Genomic DNA, 3,559 nt, shown 5'->3' with positions numbered 1-3,559 from the left:
CCTGGGGTCGCGGCGCTCCTGGATGCCGGCGGGGCCGAGCAGCATGGCATTGGCATGGCTTTCGGCACATTCGCGCTGGCGGCGGCATCGCCGGTCCGCCTGCGCCAGCACATGAGCGGCGCCAGCCGCTGCACCGCCTGCAAAAGATCGGCAAGTCCTGGTGTTCCATGGGACGGCCAGGGCTGTGTCGAGCCAAGCCTCGACCACCGGCAGGCCGGCCGGTGCCGCCCCTTGGTCCCCAACCGAGAGGATTGCCTCGGAAATGCCCTGAAGCGAGGCCGGCGAATTGCCGTCACGGGCGCGTGCCCGCATGGCGGGCAAGGCGACATCGAGAAAGCCTTGCCAAGCCTGGTGTCTCGGCATTTCGGTTCACCTCCCGGATGCAGCATGGCGTCGGCGTGCCTCCCCGCTCCCCTGGTGCCTCACAGATCCTTGAGCAGCCGCAGCGCGTCGTAGATCGCGGCATGGGTGTTGCGGGCGGCGACGGCATCGCCGATGCGGTAGAGGCGGAAGCGGCCCCCGGGGTTCTTGCGCACCTCCTGCAACCCGCCGGTGGTCAGCGCCTCGTAATCGACCTCGCCCAGGTTCGAGGAGAGCGGCTTCAACTCGAAATAGAGCTCGTCCAGCGGCCGGGTGCCGTGGTTGACCACCACCTGGTCGACGATGCGCTCGCGGGTGAAGGCGCCGTAATCGCTGCCCAGGCGCGCGCGCAGCCGGTTGCCCTCGCGCGTCACCGAGCGGAGCCGCCAGGTGACGGTGAAGGTGGTGTCGCGCTTTTGCAGGTTGCGCATATAGGGCACCAGGTTCATCGCCATCACCTCGGGCGAGAAGCTGCGGTCCGGGGTCACGATCTCGACCGCGGCGCCGCTGGCCGAGATCAGGTCGGCGGCCTGCAGCGCCGCATGGTCGCCGGCATCGTCGAAGATCAGCACGTTCTGGCCCGGCTTCACGTCGCCCGACAGGATGTCCCAGGCGGATGAGACCAGCTCGTTGCCCTGCTCCAGCACCTCGACATGCGGCAGCCCGCCGGTGGCGACGATCACCTCGTCGGGCTCGGTGGCCAGCACCTCGGCCGCATCGGCGAAGGTGTTGAAGCGGAACTTCACGCCATGCTTCTCGCATTGCGCCATGCGCCAGGCGATGATCGAGATCATCTCGCGGCGGCGCTCGTCCAGCGCGGTCAGGCGGATCTGGCCGCCGGGCTGGTCGGCGGCCTCGAAGACGGTGACGGCATGGCCGCGCTCGGCCGCGACGCGGGCGGCCTCCATGCCGGCGGGACCGGCGCCGACCACGGTGATGCGCTTTTTCGCCGGGGCAGGCGGGATGGTGTGCGGCATGGTCTGCTCGCGCCCGGTGGCGGCATTGTGCAGGCAGAAGGCCATGCCGCCCTGGTAGATGCGGTCGAGACAGTAATTGGCGCCGACGCAGGGGCGGATGTCGTCCTCGCGGCCTAGGGTCACCTTGCGGACCAGATGCGGGTCGGCCATATGCGCCCGCGTCATGCCGACCATGTCGAGAAGCCCCGCGGCGATGGCGTGGCGGGCGGTCGGCACGTCGGGGATCTTGGCGGCGTGGAAGGTCGGGAAGCCGGTGGCCTTGCGGATCTGCCCGGCGAAGTCCAGATGCGGGGCGTTGCGCATGCCCTGCACCGGGATCACGTCGGTCAGCCCGGCATCGGTGTCGATATGGCCCTTGACCACGTTCAGGAAGTCGACCAGCCCGCTGTCCTTGAGCTTTTGCGAGATCGCCAGCCCGTCCTCGGCGGTCAGCCCGCCCGGCAGGTCCTCGTCGCCGGTATAGCGCACGCCCAGGATGAAATCCTCGCCGCAGCGTGCGCGGATGCCGCGCAGCACGTCGAAGGTGAAGCGCAGCCGGTTGTCGAGGCTGCCGCCATAGGGGCCATCGAGGTCGTTGGTCAGCGGCGACCAGAACTGGTCCATCAGATGGCCGTAGGCCTGTATCTCAAGCCCGTCGAGCCCCGCGGCCTTCATGCGCTCGGCCGCATCGACATAGTCGCCGATGATGCGCTCGATGTCCCAGTCCTCCATCTTCTTCGGGAACGAGCGATGCGCCGCCTCGCGCTCAAAGCTGGGCGAGACGACGGGCAGCCAGTCGGCCTTGTCCCAGCGGGTGCGCCGGCCCAGATGGGTGAGCTGGATCATCACCGCGCAGCCGTGGTCGTGGCATTCGTCGGTCAGCTTCTTCATCCAGCCGACCACCTCGTCCTTCCAGGCCAGGATATTGTTGAACACCGGCGGGCTGTCGCGCGAGACCGAGGCCGAGCCGGCGGTCATGGTCAGCGCCACCCCGGCCTTGGCGCGCTCGACATGATAGGCGCGGTAGCGGTCCTTGGGCATGCCGTCCTCGGGATAGGCCGGCTCGTGGCTGNGCGAGACCGAGGCCGAGCCGGCGGTCATGGTCAGCGCCACCCCGGCCTTGGCGCGCTCGACATGATAGGCGCGGTAGCGGTCCTTGGGCATGCCGTCCTCGGGATAGGCCGGCTCGTGGCTGGTGATCATGATGCGGTTGCGCAGCACCAGGTGCTTCAGCTGATAGGGCTGCAGAAGGGGATCGTTCGACATCGGCTCTGCCTGTGCGGGGTGGGGAGTCGCCGCTCAGGATCGGGGCAATGTTCATATGTGTCAATTAAAAAATCAATCATGCACACAACGGGATCATGACAGGACATTTTTTCTTGCGGCGAATCGAATACCGGGCTACTGCAAGGGCATGAGAAATCGTGCAGCAACCGCTGAAACCGGATGGCGTGGGTCGCGTGAGGGNAATGTTCATATGTGTCAATTAAAAAATCAATCATGCACACAACGGGATCATGACAGGACATTTTTTCTTGCGGCGAATCGAATACCGGGCTACTGCAAGGGCATGAGAAATCGTGCAGCAACCGCTGAAACCGGATGGCGTGGGTCGCGTGAGGGCTGGCTGGAGGCCGGCTACCAGGCGCTGATCGACGGCGGCATCGACGCGGTGAAGATCCAGCCCCTGGCCCGGCATCTGAACCTGTCGCGCACCAGCTTCTACTGGTTCTTCGAGGATCGCGAGGCGCTGCTGACCGCGCTGATCGACGGCTGGGAGGAGCGGACGACCGATCCCCTGGTCAAGGCGGCGCAAGAATATGCCGAGAGCCGGGCGGAGGCGATGCTGAACGTGCTGGCCTGCTTTCTGTCGGGGGTCTTCGACAGCAAGCTGGAATTCGCGGTGCGCAGCTGGGCCTTGCAGGACGACACGGTGGCCGTGCGCGTCGCGGCCGCGGACGAGACGCGGCTTTCGGCGCTGCGCGAGATGCTGGTGCGCTGGGGGCATGGCGAGCAGGAGGCCGACGTGCGGGCGCGCACCATCTATCTGACGCAGATCGGCTATATCTCGATGCGGGTGCAGGAGGAGCTGGAAACCCGGCTCGCGCGCATCCCGACCTATGTCGAGATCTATACCGGGCAGAGCGCCGAGCCGCGCGAGATCGCCCGCTTCAACGCCCGGGTGAAAACCGCCGCCAAGCCGCCACCGTAACAGCGCCCCGGCAGCGATATGGAGAGGCTGC

General features: G+C 66.8%; 2 protein-coding genes and 1 pseudogene. 1 reads left to right on the top strand and 2 read right to left on the bottom strand.

Annotated features, from left to right (window positions below; all coding sequences use genetic code 11):
• Together ACDP63_RS24370 and hpbA are read right to left on the bottom strand one after the other, a co-directional pair.
• Positions 1-363: pseudogene (locus ACDP63_RS24370) on the bottom strand (hypothetical protein); the annotation flags it as partial.
• 59 nt (positions 364-422) lie between these two features.
• Entirely contained in the window at positions 423-2,582 is a 2,160-nt protein-coding gene (gene hpbA / locus ACDP63_RS24365; protein WP_409928810.1) for an N-methyl-L-proline N-demethylase HpbA, read from the bottom strand.
• Between the two features lie 304 nt (positions 2,583-2,886).
• Between hpbA and ACDP63_RS24360 the strand changes: the two genes are divergently transcribed.
• Positions 2,887-3,528 (top strand): TetR/AcrR family transcriptional regulator, encoded by a 642-nt coding sequence (locus tag ACDP63_RS24360; RefSeq protein ID WP_024844568.1) that lies wholly within the window; start codon positions 2,887-2,889, stop codon positions 3,526-3,528.
• Positions 3,529-3,559 lie beyond the last annotated feature (31 nt).

This window comes from Paracoccus sp. P2 (genome assembly GCF_046335115.1).
Taxonomy (GTDB): Bacteria; Pseudomonadota; Alphaproteobacteria; order Rhodobacterales; family Rhodobacteraceae; genus Paracoccus; species Paracoccus pantotrophus.
The sequence above is the reverse complement of the archived record's forward strand: the minus strand, read 5'-3'. Positions and strand labels throughout refer to the sequence as shown.

Excerpts from the sequence above, each read along its gene's own strand:
- ACDP63_RS24360 (WP_024844568.1), top strand. The coding sequence starts at position 2,887 with ATGAGAAATCGTGCAGCAACCGCTGAAACCGGATGGCGTGGGTCGCGT.